Origin of the sequence: Streptomyces tendae (genome assembly GCF_008632955.1) — a bacterium.
Classification (GTDB): Bacteria; Actinomycetota; Actinomycetes; order Streptomycetales; family Streptomycetaceae; genus Streptomyces.
Map to the genome: position 1 here is coordinate 5,716,452 of NZ_CP043959.1, position 15,024 is coordinate 5,731,475.

At 72.3% G+C, this 15,024-nt stretch carries 10 protein-coding genes; 3 read left to right on the forward strand and 7 right to left on the reverse strand.

Annotated elements, in window-relative coordinates; all coding sequences use genetic code 11:
• Nucleotides 1-30: 30 nt before the first annotated feature.
• The 5 genes from F3L20_RS26305 to proB all read right to left on the reverse strand — a co-directional run bounded on the left by F3L20_RS26305 (nucleotide 31) and on the right by proB (nucleotide 5,043).
• Nucleotides 31-1,110, reverse strand: coding sequence for a hypothetical protein (locus tag F3L20_RS26305; RefSeq protein ID WP_150156446.1), 1,080 nt, complete (start codon nucleotides 1,108-1,110; stop codon nucleotides 31-33).
• Nucleotides 1,111-1,197: 87 nt separating this feature from the next.
• Complete coding sequence (locus F3L20_RS26310; RefSeq protein WP_150156447.1) at nucleotides 1,198-1,782, reverse strand: hypothetical protein; 585 nt, start codon at nucleotides 1,780-1,782, stop codon at nucleotides 1,198-1,200.
• Nucleotides 1,783-1,856: 74 nt separating this feature from the next.
• On the reverse strand, nucleotides 1,857-3,143 hold the full coding sequence (locus F3L20_RS26315) for a glutamate-5-semialdehyde dehydrogenase (protein ID WP_145825681.1): 1,287 nt from the start codon (nucleotides 3,141-3,143) through the stop codon (nucleotides 1,857-1,859).
• Between the two features lie 170 nt (nucleotides 3,144-3,313).
• Nucleotides 3,314-3,784, reverse strand: coding sequence for a hypothetical protein (locus tag F3L20_RS26320; RefSeq protein WP_051490107.1), 471 nt, complete (start codon nucleotides 3,782-3,784; stop codon nucleotides 3,314-3,316).
• Between the two features lie 131 nt (nucleotides 3,785-3,915).
• Nucleotides 3,916-5,043, reverse strand: coding sequence for a glutamate 5-kinase (proB, locus tag F3L20_RS26325; protein WP_145825682.1), 1,128 nt, complete (start codon nucleotides 5,041-5,043; stop codon nucleotides 3,916-3,918).
• 384 nt (nucleotides 5,044-5,427) lie between these two features.
• Between proB and F3L20_RS26330 the strand changes: the two genes are divergently transcribed.
• Nucleotides 5,428-7,539, forward strand: coding sequence for a hypothetical protein (locus F3L20_RS26330; RefSeq protein ID WP_240810761.1), 2,112 nt, complete (start codon nucleotides 5,428-5,430; stop codon nucleotides 7,537-7,539).
• A gap of 78 nt (nucleotides 7,540-7,617) precedes the next feature.
• Here the strand turns inward: F3L20_RS26330 and F3L20_RS26335 are convergent, their stop codons facing one another.
• Together F3L20_RS26335 and F3L20_RS26340 are read right to left on the reverse strand one after the other, a co-directional pair.
• The gene (locus tag F3L20_RS26335) at nucleotides 7,618-9,321 is read right to left on the reverse strand and encodes a stealth family protein (RefSeq protein WP_150156449.1); all 1,704 of its coding nucleotides are present in this window, start codon (nucleotides 9,319-9,321) and stop codon (nucleotides 7,618-7,620) included.
• Complete coding sequence (locus F3L20_RS26340) at nucleotides 9,321-10,565, reverse strand: stealth family protein (protein WP_240810762.1); 1,245 nt, start codon at nucleotides 10,563-10,565, stop codon at nucleotides 9,321-9,323. The genes F3L20_RS26335 and F3L20_RS26340 overlap by 1 nt, the downstream gene beginning before the upstream one ends.
• Nucleotides 10,566-11,448: 883 nt before the next feature.
• Here F3L20_RS26340 and F3L20_RS26345 point away from each other — a divergent pair.
• Entirely contained in the window at nucleotides 11,449-12,459 is a 1,011-nt protein-coding gene (locus tag F3L20_RS26345) for a CDP-alcohol phosphatidyltransferase family protein (protein WP_167534616.1), read from the forward strand.
• A gap of 359 nt (nucleotides 12,460-12,818) precedes the next feature.
• Nucleotides 12,819-14,996 carry an acyltransferase family protein gene (locus tag F3L20_RS26350; protein WP_150156450.1) on the forward strand — a complete coding sequence of 726 codons (2,178 nt, stop codon included), beginning with the start codon at nucleotides 12,819-12,821 and terminating at the stop codon, nucleotides 14,994-14,996.
• Nucleotides 14,997-15,024: the final 28 nt, after the last annotated feature.

Sequence of the window (15,024 nt, forward strand, 5' to 3'; positions counted from 1 at the left end):
CCCGGTCCCCGGCCGCCCGGCGCGGCTCGCTCACAGGGTGGGCTGGGCCGCCGGGGAGAGGGTGCCGCAGAGGGGTGGGGTGCTGGTGTCGGGGAGGTAGGGGTTGGTGCCGGGCGGGCCGGTCCTCTCGGCCTTCTGGCCGGCGAGCAGCGGGTGCAGGCGGGGTGCCGGGTCCAGGGCGCAGGACTGAGGGCCCGCCTGGACATGCGAGACGATCAGCTCCGCCTGGTGCAGCCGCAGGTCGTCCCGGTCGAAGCGGAAGCGCAGCTCGCGGCGGACCGTGAACAGCGACGCCTCGGCGTCCCGCCCCGCGCCGGCCGGACGCAGCGCGTAGACGACGGTGTGGTCGGTGGTGACCTCCAGGGTCGCGCCGGCGGCCTCGGCGGCCTGCATGGTCCCGCGCACCCGGATCCGCTCGTCGGCCAGCTCCACCCGGGTGGGGTCGAAGCGGACCAGCCATCCTGTGACCGCGTGCCGTCCGTCGGCGGCGGGGCGGTCGAAGCTGTCGTCGAACTGCTGCTGCTGGCCGGAATCGAGCAGCACCCGCACGTCCCGGGTCTCCCCGCCGGTGAGCACGGCCGGGTCCAGCGCGGACCGTACGACGTAGTCCTTCGCGGTGAGCAGGGCGGACACCACCTGGTCGTCGGAGAAGTTCGCGGTGCGCCGGGTCGGCGGGAGGGGGACCCCCTCGGCGCCGATCCGGAACCGCGCGGCCGGGCTGTGCGCGTACAACTGCCCGACGTCGGTGGTGCCGGGCACCTCGTCCTGCGGGGCGAGGGGGACGACGGTCATCCGTAAGGGCTCCGCGGGCCGGTCGGCGGCCGACGTGCGGTAGGGGTGGCGTACGCCCATGTAGACGGCGGTACCGAAGGCCACGGCGATCAGCAGCACCAGGACGAGCACCTGGCGGGACAGCCCGCCGCCACGGCGCACCGGCTCCCGGCGGCGCACGGCGGGGGCGTGGTCGGTGATGCGCTCCTGCGCCGAGAACTCCTGGAGCCGGGCAGCACGGACGAAGGACTCGTCGAAGACGACGGACCGGTACTCGTCCTCGCCACCTCCAGGGGCTCCCTCGGGCGTCCCCTCGGGCGGGTCCGAAGGCTCTCCCATACCTTCAGGGTAGGTCCGGCGGGGTCCCGGTAAACGCCCGCCGGACCGCCAACTTCTGACAGGTCCTCACCAAGCGGGCGACGGGTCTCAGGGGCTGCCGCCGGGTAACACCGGGACGGTCGGCCGGGAGTGGTCGGCCGATGCGGAGGGTGCCGCCGCGCCGCCCTGTCCGACCCCGGTCGTGGCGGGCGGCGGGACGGGATCCTGGCGCTGCGGGGAGGCACCCCGGTAGACCGCCGAGAACGCGAGCGCGACCATGCCGACGCCCAGCACCAGGGCCAGCATCCAGGCCACAGGGCGGTGCCAGCGCACCTGTCGCCCGAAGGGGGAACCGTATCCGGCCTCCAGGACGTCGGCGTCCTCGTCCTCGTCGTAGGCGTCACCGCCCCGGTAGCCGCCGTAGCCGTCGTCGTAGCGCTCGCCGCGGGCGCGGGCCCGGTGGGCCTCGGCCTCGGAGGCCTCCGCCCTGGCCTGCGCGGCGGCCAGGAGGCGCTCCACGGCGGTCGGCTCGTGCACCGCGGCCGCCTGCACGAAGGCCTCGTCGAACACCACGGAGGCGAACTCTTCGTCCGACACCCCGCGGTCGTGGTCGTCGTCGGGCTCCCAGCCGTCAGGGAACGGCGTGCCCCCCACGTCCTCCGGCACGGATCCAGAGTAGACCTGGGGGGTCATTTTGGGCAGACGGTATGGAAATTCGTCCGTTCTCCGGACACCGCCGCGCCCAGGCGTCCCCGCCGGGCGCGTGGTCAGCGCCGGGTGTGGCCGTCGCCGGTGACGATGTACTTCGTGCTGGTCAGCTCGGGCAGGCCCATCGGACCGCGGGCGTGCAGCTTCTGCGTCGAGATGCCGATCTCGGCGCCGAAGCCGAACTGACCGCCGTCGGTGAACCGGGTGGAGGCGTTCACCGCCACCGTGGTGGAGTCCACCAGCTGGGTGAACCGGCGGGCGGCCTGCTGCGAGCCGGTGACGATGGCCTCGGTGTGGCCGGAGGTCCACAGCCGGATGTGCTCGACCGCCCGGTCGAGGGAGTCGACCACGGCGGCGGCGATGTCGTAGGAGAGGTACTCGGTCTCCCAGTCCTCCGTGGTGGCCTCCACGACGGTGGCGCGGGAGTCCTTGGCGTACGCCATCACGCGCTCGTCGGCGTGCACGGTGACCCCGGCGTCGGCGAGGGCGTCCAGCGCGCGGGGCAGGAACTCGGCGGCGATGTCCTGGTGCACCAGCAGGGTCTCGGCGGCGTTGCACACGCCGACCCGCTGGGCCTTGGAGTTGATCAGGATGTCGACGGCCATGTCGAGGTCGGCCTGGGCGTCGACGTACACGTGGCAGTTGCCGGTGCCGGTCTCGATGACCGGGACGACGGACTCCTGCACGACCGTGTTGATCAGCGAGGCGCCGCCACGCGGGATGAGCACGTCGACCAGGCCCCGGGCGCGCATCAGCTCGCGCACGCTGTCCCGGCTCTCGCCGGGGACCAGCTGGACGGCGTCGGCGGGCAGGCCCGCGCCGTGCACGGCGTCGCGCAGCACCCGCACCAGCGCGGTGTTGGAGCGGTAGGCGGAGGACGAGCCGCGCAGCAGGACCGCGTTGCCCGACTTCAGGCAGAGGGCCGCGGCGTCGACCGTCACGTTGGGCCGGCCCTCGTAGATGATCCCGACCACGCCGAGCGGCACCCGGACCTGGCGCAGGTCGATGCCGTTGGGCAGGGTCGAGCCGCGGACCACCTCGCCGACCGGGTCGGGCAGCGCGGCCACGTCCCGGACGTCGGCGGCGATGGCGCGCACCCGCTCCGGGGTGAGCGTGAGCCGGTCGATCATGCCCTCGCTGATGCCGGCGTCCCGGGCCTTGGCCACGTCCTGGGCGTTGGCCTCGACGATCTCGCTCGTGCGGACCTCCAGCGCGTCCGCGATGGCGAGCAGCGCGTCGTCCTTGGTGGCACGCGGCAGCGGCGCGAGGGTGGCGGCGGCGCCCTTGGCGCGGTAGGCGGCCTGGCTGACCGGGGACATCGAGTCGTACGGCGAGAGCGTGGTCATGAGGGGAAGGGTAGTGCGCGCGGCCTGCCGCGGAGGCGCTCGTCCCACACCCCGAGACGGGGACTTTCACCCGCAAAACGGATGGGACGAGTGGTGCGGTGCGCCACCCGGGCGGACGCCCGCCCCCTGACTCACCGCCACCTCGGCACTCACCGCCACCTCGGCGCCCCTCAAGGGAACGGGTGCACCCCGACCGGGGTCGCCGGGACCGGGCCGTGGCCCGCTGCCACGCGCTGGCGGTAGGTGGCGCGGTCGATGACCTCAAGGCCGACGATCTCCCAGGGCGGCAGCCCCGCGGTCCGCCGGTGCTCGCCCCACAGGCGCAGCGCCACCGCGGCCGCGTCGTGCAGGTCGCGGGCCTCCTCCCAGTAGCGGATCTCCGCGTGGTCGTCGGCGTAGCGGCTGGTCAGCAGGAACGGGTGGTCCTGGGCCAGCTGCTCCAGCGCCCGCCGGACCTCCGCGACGGGGGCGGGCTCACCGGACACGCTGAGGGTGACGTGCCACAGGCGGGGCAGGTCGCGCGCCTCACCGCCCCGGTGCCGGTCCCCGGCCGTGACGCTGGTCAGGGCGCGCTCCTCGCCCGCCGCCCGGGAGCCGCGACCACCGGGAGACACCGTCGTCCCAGGGCGCACTCGTCTCACGACGGCCTCCTTCACACGCGGACCACCCGGGGCCGGGCGGATTTGTCCCTGCGACAAAGTTGAGCAGGCCGTCGCGGCTCGTGGGGCAGTTTCGCGGAACGTCCACCACCGGGGGCCGACGTTTTGGGGCATTACGGTTGCAGGACCACGAGATCGTCCCTGTGTACGACCTCGCGTTCGTACCCCGGTCCGAGGTCCCGGGCGAGCTCGTGGGTCGAGCGCCCCACCAGGCGGGGGATCTCCCGGGCGTCGAAGTTGACCAGCCCGCGGGCCACCGCCCGTCCCTCCCGGTCCCGCAGCTCCACCGGGTCGCCCGCGCTGAATTCGCCCTCGACCCCGGCGATGCCGGCCGGCAGCAGCGACTTGCGGCCCTGCACGACCGCGCGCACCGCCCCGTCGTCCAGGGTCAGCGAACCCTGCGGGGTGGAGGCGTGCTGCAGCCACAGCAGCCGGTCGGCGGAGCGGCGCCCCGTGGGGTGGAAGTAGGTGCCCGTGTCGCCGCCGCCGAGCGCCTCCGCCGCGTGGACCGCGCTGGTCAGCACCACCTGGATGCCCGCGGCGGCGGCGATCCGGGCGGCCTCGACCTTGGTGACCATGCCGCCGGTGCCGACCCCCGCCTTGCCGGCGCTGCCGATCTCCACGTGGGCGAGGTCCTCGGGGGCCCTGACCTCCGCGATCCGCGAGGTGCCGGGGCGGGAGGGGTCGCCGTCGTAGACGCCGTCCACGTCGGACAGCAGCACCAGCAGGTCGGCGCGGACCAGATGGGCGACGAGGGCGGCGAGCCGGTCGTTGTCGCCGAAGCGGATCTCGTCGGTGGCCACCGTGTCGTTCTCGTTGACGACCGGGAGGGCGCCCATCGCGAGCAGCTTGTCCAGGGTGCGGGAGGCGTTGCGGTGGTGGGCCCGGCGGCTCATGTCGTCGCTGGTCAGCAGCACCTGGCCGACCCGGACGCCGTAGCGGGCGAAGGAGGCCGTGTACCGGGCGACCAGCAGCCCCTGGCCGACGCTGGCGGCGGCCTGCTGCCGGGCCAGGTCCCGGGGGCGGCGGCGCAGTCCCAGCGGCGCGAGGCCGGCGGCGATGGCGCCCGAGGAGACGAGGACGACCTCCCGCTCTCCGCCGCTCCTGGTCTTGGCCAGGACGTCCACGAGCGCGTCGACGCGGTCGGCGTCCAGTCCGCCCGCCGCGGTGGTCAGCGACGAGGAGCCGACCTTGACGACGATCCTGCGCGCCTCGCCCACGGCCTGCCGTGCCCCTGCCACCTTGCCGTCGCTCCCCTCGCGCCGATCTTTCGCCCGCCAGGCAATCTACGCGAAGGGCGCGGAAGGCCGCTCGCGGGTCCAGCCTCCGGACATCCCCGGGCCCGGCCGCGCGGCCGCCGTACGCCGTTCGCATGACCGGCCGTGCCGGGGGGCGGGCTCGCCGCATCAGCCGTCCCGACGGGGCGCTCGCACCCCGTGGCGTCGGCCTTGTCGGCGGACACCCCTACGACGGCATCGACCGGGGCCCGCAGGCACGCGCGTGTCGTCCGGAGGCCGACGGGCGTTAACCGGGCGCACGTCCCTCACGACCCTGGAGTGACCGCAGTGCCCCTACCCACGTCCCGTCGGTGGTTCGGCGCGGCAGCCCGCCGACGCCGCCTCCCGTTGCTCCGCCCGCCCGGCCGCCCCGCGCTCGCCACCGTCCTGACGGCGTCCCTCCTGGCCGGCGCCTACGTGGTGCAGGCCGTGGCGGCCCTGGCCCCGAACGTGCCGCTGCTGCTGGCCGCGACCGCCGTGTCCCTGGCCGTCGAGGGCGTGCTGTACCGCTGGCAGCGGGGGGTGCCGGCGCTGTTCGCCAAGGCGCACGCCGACATCACCGTCCGCCATGTGCTGCGCGACCTGCTGCTGGTCGTGGGGCTCCTGCGGCTCGGCGAGCAGCACCGCGAGACGCAGTACGCCCCGCTGCTGGCCGGTCTGCTGCTCTGCTACGCCCTGCACTGCGCCATCCAGGCCGTGTCCGTACTGGTGCGCCGCACCCGCACGCTCCCCGTGGTGACCCGCAACATCGACGCCTCGGCGCTGCGCCTCTCCCCCGCCCCGCCCGCGCTGCTGCGCCGCCCCGGGCACCGGCTGCTCGTGTTCGGCCTGCCCGCGACGGCCGGGCTGACGGCGACGGCGGTGACGGACGACCCGCGCTGCGCGGCGGCCGGGATCGGGCTGTCGCTGGTGCTGGCACTGGCCGGGCTGGCGACCCTGCTGCTGCGGCTGTTGCCGGGCCGGCGGCCGGCGGGCGAGCAGGAGGTGCTCGCCTGGTTCGACGCCTGGCTGGCCGAGTACCGGCCCACGGTCGGGCTGTACTTCTCCGGCGGGGTGGCCTCCGTCTACCAGGCCGGGATGTGGCTGGAGCCGCTGGCCCGGCTCGACGCCCGGCCGCTCGTCGTCCTGCGCGAGCGGTTCATGGTGTCCCGGATCCCGGCCACCGACATCCCGATCGTGTGCCTGCCGAAGGTGCCCACGCTGATGCGGCTGGAGCACTCCACGCTCCAGGTCCTCATCCACCCCTCCAACTCGGGCAAGACGTCCCAGGTGCTGCGCATCCCCACGATCAGGCACGCCTTCGTCAACCACGGCGAGAGCGACAAGCTGTCGTCCTGCAACCCGTACGCGAAGGCGTACGACGAGGTGTGGGTGGCCGGCCCGGCGGCGCGCGAGCGGTACGCGCTGGCCGACGTCGGGGTCGAGGACAAGGACGTGGTGGAGATCGGCCGCCCGCAGCTGGACGCGGTACGGCCGTACGCGGGGCCGCCTGCGGGCGCCTACACCACCGTGCTGTACGCGCCGACCTGGGAGGGCTGGGACGGCAACCCGGGCAACACCTCGGTGATCGCGGCCGGCGAGAACCTGGTGCGGGCGCTGCTCGCCGACCCGGGGGTGCGGCTGCTGTACAAGCCGCATCCGCTGACCGGCTCGGTGGACCCGCGGGCGGGCGCCGCGGACCGCCGCATCCGGGAAATGATCCGCTCGGCCAACCGGACCCGCTCCGGGCCGCGCCCCGCCCCGTCGAAGGAACTGGCCGCGCTGACCGCGGAGCTGGACCGGCTCACCGCGTCCGAGTTCCGGGAGGGGGCCGACCAGGCCGAGCGGATGCTCGTCCAGTGCGCGCCCGAGCCGGGCCGGGCGGAGGCCGTGGCGCGGGCGGCGCGGGCGTGGGAGGCGGCCCACTGGGCGTCGCTGCCGGAGTGGGAGCACCAGGTCGTGGTGGACGCCCGCCCCTCCCTCTACGCCTGCTTCAACGTCGCCGACCTGCTGATCAGCGATGTGTCGAGCGTGATCAGCGACTTCCTGGCGAGCGGCAAGCCGTACGCGGTGGCCAACACCGGCGGGATGCCGGAGGAGGAGTTCCGCGCGGCCTTCCCGACCGTGGCGGCGGCGACGGTCCTCACCCCGGACGCGAGCGGGGTGCCGGCCCTGCTGGAGACGGTCCGCCACCCGGAGAAGGACGAACTCGCGGAGGAGCGCTCCGTGTTGAAGGCCCGGCTGCTGGGCCCGGCGGAACCGGCGTCCCAGGAGCGTTTCGCGGCGGCCGTACGGGCGCTCGGCGCCGCCGCGCTGGAACACCGGCGGCGGGCCTCCGGACGGCCGGCGGAGCTGCCGGGGCAGCGGCGCGAGCCCGTCCCGCACACCGTGTCCCCGGCCCCCGTGGCTCCGGGCTCCGTGGCTCCGGAGGCCGTGTCCCCGGGCGCCGGGGTGCCGTCGGGGGCGCCGACGCGGGCGTGACCGCCGGAACGTGACGACGCCCGGGCGCGACGGCGGCCCGGGCGTGGCGTTCCGGGCCGGTGTCCGGCCCGGTGGGGTTCAGCGGCGCTCGAAGGAGCTCGGGTAGGGGAAGTACCACTCCAGGAAGTCGTGGACGTAGCCGCGTACGTACGCGCGGCGCTCCGGGGGGGTGTCCACGTCGTTCAGGCAGAAGAAGTCGTAGCCGCGCCGCTCCTTCAGGGACTCCACCCGCTCCTCCAGGTGGGCCTTGCCGACGTCGACGTAGCGGTACTTGAACTTCCCCGGGACGGCGCGGCCGGTCAGCAGCGCCAGGTGGTGGTGGAAGGAGGTGGCCGTCGCCACGTCCTCGATGGAGCGGAACTTCGACCGCATGGTCCGCTCGATCGCGTCGGGGTAGTCCCGCTCCAGGTCGTTCAGCACATCGCGGCGCTGGGGGTGCGGGGTGTGCAGGAACTTGTGGGTGATGGACACCCCGTAGGTCTCCTCCAGCAGCCGGCGCACGTTCCGTCCGGCGGAGTTGGGGGCGGAGGCCTGGGGGTGCGGGGCGCCGACCCCGATCTGGTAGGTCGAGAACGGCAGGCGGGCGACGCCGTTGCCGTGGAAGAAGTGCTGGGGGGTGACGCTGCGGCCGACGAACACGTCGTCGTTGAAGTACAGGTAGTGGTCCGACAGGCCCGGGATGTGGTGCAGCCGCGTCTCGATGGCGTGCGAGTTGAAGACCGGCAGGACGCCCTCGGGGAAGATGTCCTTGTGGTCCACGACCGTGATGCCGGGCGCGTCCGCGTCCAGCCACTCCGGCGTCTGACCGTCGGTGACGATGTAGACGTGCCGCACGAAGCCGGCGTACATCTCCAGCGACCGCAGCGAGTACTTCAGCTCGTCGTGGCTGGTGTAGCGCGACTCCCCGACCTCGCGGGCGGCGATGCCGCCGTCGTTCCCCTCGCGGTGGCGCTCGCGCTTGGCGCGCAGCTCGGGGTCCTCGCCGTCGACCCAGGTGTAGACGACGTCGATGGGGAAGGTCACGTCCTCCACCGTCGTCACCGTGAACGGCGCGAAGGTGGGGTGGACCCGCCCGCCGACCGTGACCTTCGCGGGCTTCCGCTCCGCGGTCGGCAGCACGTCGGCGACGCGGTTGCGCCGGGGGGCGACGAGGGAGTCCCTCAGCACGTCGGCGGAGGCCTGCGGCGAGACACGCGCCAGCTCCGCCTCGGCCGAGGGACCCGCCAGCACATCCGCGCCGTCCTGCCAGAACTCCACGTCACAGCCCAGCTGCGGACCACCCAGAACCTGACCCACCGGCCCCAGCCGCACCACACCGAACCGCATCACCGGAGCCGACGACAACGACTTCGGCCAAACCTCGTCCGCGAACAACGAGAAGTCCGACACCCCACCCGCACGCGGACGCGCGGCGAACACCACCGTCCCCGTACAGCTCACGCATCGACGCCAGGAACGCCTCCGGTCCGCCTCACGCACACCCAACGCCCACGACGTACGCGACACACCCGGCACCACGAAATACGCGATCCCCGCACGCTCCAGGGCATCCGCGACCAGCCCCAGATTCTCCGCCGCGGCACCCGCCGCCGTGAAGGAGTCGCCCACCCGCCCCCACAACGGCTCACCGTCGAAGACCGCGTGCCGCACACCCGCGTGGGATTCCAGCAGGCCCCGGCGCTGCCGGTCGAGCAGCGCGGCGGACGCCTGGTCGCGCACCATGCGGCCGACGCCGAGTCCCCGGCGCGCGAGCTTCCGGATCCGCCGCGAGCCCGGTGTCATCAACGCTTCCCGGAGGACTTGCTTTCAGGTGCCTTCTCGAAGGAGCTCGGGAAGGGGAAGTACTCCTCCAGGAAGGAGAACATACGGGCCGTGACGGCGGCGCGCTGGTCCTGGGGGACGTCGACGTCGTTGAGGCAGAAGAAGTCGAAGTTGCGCTTCGTCCTGATGCCCTCGAGCCGGCGGTCCGCGTCCTCACGGCTGATGTTGACGTACCGGAAGCGGAACTTGCCGGGGACGCCCTTGCCGGTGATGTACGCGTGGTTGTAGTGCATCGAGGCGGTCATCGCGATGTCGTCCGGGGACCGGAAGCGGGACCGCATGGTCTGACCGACCTCCTCGGGGAACATCTCCTCGAGCTCCTTCAGCACGGACCGCACCTGCGGGAGCGGCGTGTGCATGAAGTTGTGGGTGATGAAGCGGTCGTGGGCCTTGAGCAGCAGCTGGCGCACATTCTTGCCGGCCGAGTTGGTGGCGGTCTCGCCGCCGTGCGGCTGGCCGACGCCGACCTTGAGCGGCGAGAACGGGATACGGGCGATGCCGTTTCCGTAGAAGAAGTGCTGGGGGGTGACGCTGCGGCCGACGAACACGTCGTCGTTGAAGTACAGGTAGTGGTCCGACAGGCCCGGGATGTGGTGCAGCCGCGTCTCGATGGCGTGCGAGTTGAAGACCGGCAGGACGCCCTCGGGGAAGATGTCCTTGTGGTCCACGACCGTGATGCCGGGCGCGTCCGCGTCCAGCCACTCCGGCGTCTGGCCGTCGGTGACGATGTAGACGTGCCGCACGAAGCCGGCGTACATCTCCAGCGACCGCAGCGAGTACTTCAGCTCGTCGTGGCTGGTGTACCGGGACTCGTTGGTCTCCTTGTCGAGGATCGCCGGGACGCCCTCGCTCTTGTACTTCTGGCGCTTGGCGCGCAGCTCGGGGTCCTCGCCGTCGACCCAGGTGTAGACGACGTCGATGGGGAAGGTCACGTCCTCCACCGTCGTCACCGTGAACGGCGCGAACGTCGGGTAGTCCCGGCCCTCGACGGTGATCTTCGCGGACTTCTGCTCGGCGGTGGGCATGACGTCCGATATCCGGTTGCGCCGGGGGGCCACCAGCGAGTCGGCCAGCACGTCGGCGGAGGCCTGCGGCGAGACACGCGCCAGCTCCGCCTCGGCCGAGGGACCCGCCAGCACATCCGCGCCGTCCTGCCAGAACTCCACGTCACAGCCCAGCTGCGGACCACCCAGAACCTGACCCACCGGCCCAGCCGCACCACACCGAACCGCATCACCGGAGCCGACGACAACGACTTCGGCCAAACCTCGTCCGCGAACAACGAGAAGTCCGACACCCCACCCGCACGCGGACGCGCGGCGAACACCACCGTCCCCGCGTACAGCTCACGCATCGACGCCAGGAACGCCTCCCGGTCCGCCTCACGCACACCCAACGCCCACGACGTACGCGACACACCCGGCACCACGAAATACGCGATCCCCGCACGCTCCAGGGCATCCGCGACCAGCCCCAGATTCTCCGCCGCGGCACCCGCCGCCGTGAAGGAGTCGCCCACCCGCCCCCACAACGGCTCACCGTCGAACGTCACCTGACGCACACCCGCGTCAGACCGCAACAGGCCCTGCCGCTGCCGCGTCACCCGCAACAACCACGCCCGGCGCTTCTGCGCCTGCATCGCGCTCTTGGTCCGCGACTTCAGACTGCTTCCGATGCGGGTACGCACACTCACTTCAATCCCAAACCTCTCGGCGAGTCCCGACGTGGCCTACATGATGGGGGCATCAAGACGACCAGCGGAAACGAGCGCTGCACCCCCATACGGCGCCACACTCGGAGCGCACAGGGCTCCGTCAGGGTCAAGCCGCAGAGGGGAAGTTTACAGCAACACAGTCACATTCCTGTTCGACGGAGGAGGCCACCACCACCGGCAGAGTCTCCACGATCGTTGCCCGTGTTTGCGACCGGCAATTCCCGCGTCAATCTATTGCATACGCGTATTCTTTCGGACATGTCCACCCCTCTTGAGATTCCATCCCTGCTGAGGTTCCGCGGATCGCATTCGTGACGTAGCACACACTCGCGTTTGGAAGCAGAGTGTTCGGGCGAGCATGCAGACTTACGGTCATGCGTGTACCTTCACTCCCCGAAGTCCGCCGCCTCACGGAGAAACAGCGAGACGCCTGGTGGACCGTTCTCCTGGTCGATCCCGTCGCCACCCCGCTGGTCCGGTGGACCGCCATGTGGACCCGGGTGACACCGAACCAGATCACCTGGGCCGCCCTGGTGCTGGGGATCGGGGCCGCCGCCTGCTTCGCCCAGGGTGACTGGCAGTGGCTGGTGGCCGGAGCCGTCGTCTACCACGTCAGCTTCATCCTGGACTGCATGGACGGGAAGCTCGCCCGTCTGACGGGGAAGGGCTCCGCGTTCGGTGCCTGGCTCGACTACATCTTCGACCGCGTCCGCGTGCTCATCTGCGCCATCGCCCTCATGGGCGGGCAGTACCAGCGGACCGACGACGTCACCTACATATGGCTCGCGCTGGCCGTGGTCTTCCTCGACATGCTCCGTTACATGGACGCGCTGGAGATATGGAAGGTCCGCCTGAACATGCGGCGGACGCAGCGTGAGCGCGCCGAGGAGCTGGGGCTCGTCGACGCCTCCGCCGAGGCCGACACCCCCGACGACGACTCCGAGGCCGACGACACGCCGGTGAAGAGCGCCGCCCGGGTGCCCGCCCAGCCGACGGCGAGCGACGCGTCCGCGGCCGAGTCCTCCGCGCCGGCCGCTCCCGCCGTGGCGCCGCAGAGCACGTTCATCACGCGCCTCCCCGGCTATGTGCGGCTGCGCGACTTCCTCGTCAGCCACCGCATCCGCATCCACCTGTTCAGCGGCATCGAGTTCCAGATGACGATCTTCATCATCGCCCCGCTGCTGGGTTCCGTCTTCTGGCCGACGGTCGTCGCGGGCGCCCTGCTGCTCGCCTTCGAGGTGCTCGTCGTCTACCGGCTGCTGCTGGCCACGCGTTCCTTCCAGCGCACCATGGCCCGCTACGACCGCCTGGAGGCCGAGCGGAAGTCCGCGCAGGCCGGCCTGTCGGAGCAGGCCGACGCGCCGGAGCGGGCCACCTTCGTCTGAAGAGGGGCCGTCCGTCAGGACAACGGGGGGAACGCGTCCGCTCCGGGGGCGTCCGGTCGTACGCCGCGCACCGAGCGCGGCGACCGGGCGGACCCCGGGAACGGGTGACCCGGCGACGCGTGTCCGGACACCGGGTCCCGACGAGCCCGGCGTCCCCGCCTGTCGGCCCTTCTCACCCATCTGTTACGACAATGGCACGAAACTCGTCATGATTCCGGACCTGACGGAGATACGCTCGACCGTCTGACTCCGAGTCGATCACCGGCGGTCAGCAGGCCCCGGCGGCGCAGAGCCCCGGACCGTGCCGCAGATCCCGCACACGTCTCGTCGACGCTCCACGAGCAAGGAGAACCCCCAAGGTGTCCGCCCGCGATCTCGCGTCCCCACCGCGGCCTTCATCAGATGACGCCCCGTCCGTTCCCCCGGCGCGGGGCGACGCTCCCGGACCGCCGTCCGGGAAGGGCTCCGCCCCGGCAACGGGCGGCGCAGGACTGCGACTCGACATCCAGGGCCTGCGCGCGGTCGCCGTCTCGCTCGTCGTGGTCGCCCACGCGGGTGTCTCCTCCCTGGCCGGCGGATTCGTCGGCGTCGACGTCTTCTTCGTGATCTCGGGCTTCCTGATCACCTCGCTCATGCTCCGCGAGTGGAAGCGCGAGGGCCGGATCTCCCTGGCCCGCTTCTACTCCCGCCGGGCCATGCGTCTGCTGCCCGCCTCCACCCTCGTCGTCATGGCGACGCTGGCCGGGTCCTGGCTCTTCCTGGGCCCGCTGCGGTTCGCGGACTACGCCAAGGACGCCATCGCGTCCGCCTGGTACGTCGTCAACTTCCGGCTGGCCGACTCGGGCACCGACTACTTCAACACCGACGTGCCGCCCTCGCCGTTCCAGCACTTCTGGTCGCTGGCGGTGGAGGAGCAGTTCTACCTGATCTGGCCCGTCCTGCTGATCGTCGCGCTGAAGATCTTCCGGCGCCGGTCCCTGCTGGCGATCCCGCTGCTGGCCCTGGCCGTCGCGTCCTTCGCCGTGAACCTGCACCTCACCGAGACGTCCCCGTCGTGGGCCTACTTCGGCTCGCAGGGCCGGATCTGGGAGCTGGCGGTGGGCGCTCTGCTGGCGCTGGTGGCCCACCGGCTGAACGACATCCCGCGTCCCGTCGCCGCGGTCCTCAGCTGGGCCGGCCTGGCCGCCATCGCCTACGCGGCGGTGGCCTTCGACGACCACACCGTCTTCCCCGGCCACAACGCCGTGGTGCCGGTCCTCGGTGCCGCCGCCGTGCTGGCCGGCGGCGCGGCGGGCGGCCGCTACGGCGCGGGGCTGGTGCTGTCGCTGCGGCCCGCGGTCTGGGTCGGCGGCGTCTCCTACGCCTGGTACCTCTGGCACTGGCCGCTCATCGTCATCGTGCCCGCGGCCGCCGGGTTCGGCGAGCACGAGGGTCCGCTGCGGCTGATCGCCGCCCTGTGCGGTCTCGTGCTGGCCTGGGGGACGCTGCACCTGATCGAGGACCCCATGCGGTTCCACCGGGCGTTCAAGGCGCACGCGGCGAGGGGCCTGTCGCTGGGCCTCGGTCTGTCGGCCGTCGCGGCGGTGGCCGCGCTGGTCGCCGTGCAGTTCCCGCCGAGCCTGTCGTCGGGCGGCGCCCAGCAGAACACCAAGGAGGCGATCGCCCAGGCCCCCGACCCGCAGGCCGCGCTGACCCGTCTGCTGCAGCACCCGGCGGACAAGATGCCGTCCAACCTCTCGCCCAACGTGCACGACGTGGCGTACAAGCGGACGGCCGTCTACAACGACGACTGCGCGCTGACCATGTCCGACGAGAAGCAGACGCAGCCGTGCCTGTACGGCGACAAGGACGGCGACCGCAGCGTGGTGCTGTTCGGCGACTCGCACGTCGCGCAGTGGTTCCCGGCGTTCGACGCGATCGCCCGCAAGCACCACTGGAAGCTCTACTCGTTCACCAAGAACGCGTGCAAGGTCTCCCAGATCACCATCGCGTACAACAACGGCCCCTACTCGTCCTGCGACGACTGGCGTGAGGTGACCATCGACAAGATCCGCGCGATGGAGCCCGAACTGGTCGTCACCTCCAGCTCCAACTCCGCGAAGCTGTGGGGTGAGGGCGACACCGCCACCGAGTGGGGCAAGGGCCAGGCGGAAACGTACCGGATCCTCCAGCAGGGCCGCACCCGGGTGCTCACGCTGCTCGACAACCCCTGGCCGAAGAACAACGCGGTGGACTGCGCGGTCGCCAACCCGGACGACCTGGGCGAGTGCGCCAACAAGCTGTCCGAGTCCGACAAGCAGCCCTCGGTGACCCAGGCGATCCGCGAAGCGGCGGCCGCCGAGGACGTGGCGGTCATCGACCCGTCCCCCTGGGTCTGCGCCCCCTCCGGCAACTGCCCGGTCGTGGTGGGCAACACCCTGGTGTACCGGGACTACGGCCACCTGGCGGACGCCTACGTCGAGGCGCTGACCCCGGTGGTGGAGCAGCGGCTGCTGCGGCTCTTCGGGGCGGACCTGAGCCGGACGCCCGGCAACTGAGGCACCGCACGTACGAGGAGGGCCCGTT

Excerpts from the sequence above, each read along its gene's own strand:
- F3L20_RS26305 (WP_150156446.1), bottom strand. The coding sequence starts at position 1,110 with ATGGGAGAGCCTTCGGACCCGCCCGAGGGGACGCCCGAGGGAGCCCCT.
- F3L20_RS26310 (WP_150156447.1), bottom strand. The coding sequence starts at position 1,782 with ATGACCCCCCAGGTCTACTCTGGATCCGTGCCGGAGGACGTGGGGGGC.
- F3L20_RS26315 (WP_145825681.1), bottom strand. The coding sequence starts at position 3,143 with ATGACCACGCTCTCGCCGTACGACTCGATGTCCCCGGTCAGCCAGGCC.
- F3L20_RS26335 (WP_150156449.1), bottom strand. The coding sequence starts at position 9,321 with ATGACACCGGGCTCGCGGCGGATCCGGAAGCTCGCGCGCCGGGGACTC.
- F3L20_RS26345 (WP_167534616.1), top strand. The coding sequence starts at position 11,449 with ATGCGTGTACCTTCACTCCCCGAAGTCCGCCGCCTCACGGAGAAACAG.